This window comes from Aeromonas lacus (assembly GCF_000764665.1).
Classification (GTDB): Bacteria; Pseudomonadota; Gammaproteobacteria; order Enterobacterales; family Aeromonadaceae; genus Aeromonas; species Aeromonas lacus.
The window spans coordinates 1-997 of sequence record NZ_JRGM01000075.1; the positions used below are offsets into that span (position 1 = coordinate 1).

Genomic DNA, 997 nt, shown 5'->3' on the forward strand with positions numbered 1-997 from the left:
TACACTAATGGTCTTTGGTAGAAACTCCTGCATCCAGTTTGTAAACTCATTCCCGTTAATGATTATACTACTAGAGTTAGTATCTCCGTGGGCTCGACCATCTCCCAAGCCCCTTCCACTACGAATTGCCCACCAAGTTTTACCAATTCCGTCTGGTAAGTTTTGAACGGCCTGAACCCAATACTGAACAACGGAGTGTGGCTTGCACATCCCTTTTGGACACCCAGGTAGGGTATGATCATCAACAACTGCATAGTCAATCGTCGCAATGTATTTATCTGTTCCATTACTGCCACCATAATGGAAGATGACACCCTCCGCATGGACTGCGACACTCATCGTGGATAGTAATAGTGAAGTTAATAAAATTAAATTTTTCATGATGACGTTCCATCCTTTTCTTTATGTTAATGATAACAACTCTACTATTGTGACGGTTAATTTAGATAATTGCATTCCGCACAATTATTAGGGGTTTACCCCTTCAAGTAATATACTCACTGAACAATGTAATTCAAGATTATACGTATCTATCAGTAGAATATAAGCCTTCCCTTACAATATCAGGAAAGGCTTAACCATTATTGCTTTTGAATCATGCAAGAAACGCCATACCTAGATATCCCATTAAACTCTACAAATGAAAACTCTAAGCGTCTAAAATCTGCCGCATATTGTCTATTTGCAACAGGCGCTGGCTCCTGCATTATAAAGTAGTGAGCTAGAGGTGCTGGCCAACCGAACTGATAATACAGTGATTTATCACCATAATTGAATGAGTTAGCGTCACCTTTAATAGCATCAAATAGTATATTCAAATCATCATGTAATGGCGTGACTGTTGCCAAGGGGGACATTTGAATGCACAAGCTATTTGCTGCTGTCAACGTCATTACCTCTTCAATAAACATGCCTCCTGGTGCACTTTCACCGTTACTAGAAATATCCACCCCTGTCGCAGAATTTGCAGTTGGCGGGTAGAGAAAATCTTTATTAC

2 protein-coding genes are annotated in these 997 nt (G+C 40.0%); both read right to left on the reverse strand.

Annotated elements, in window-relative coordinates; translation table 11 throughout:
* Positions 1–381, reverse strand: a 381-nt coding sequence (locus tag LG31_RS20860; RefSeq protein WP_152598340.1) for a hypothetical protein, incomplete at its 3' end; no start/stop codon positions are given.
* Positions 382–581: 200 nt separating this feature from the next.
* Positions 582–997: hypothetical protein (locus LG31_RS21185; protein ID WP_161785974.1), on the reverse strand; the 416-nt coding region annotated here is incomplete at its 5' end.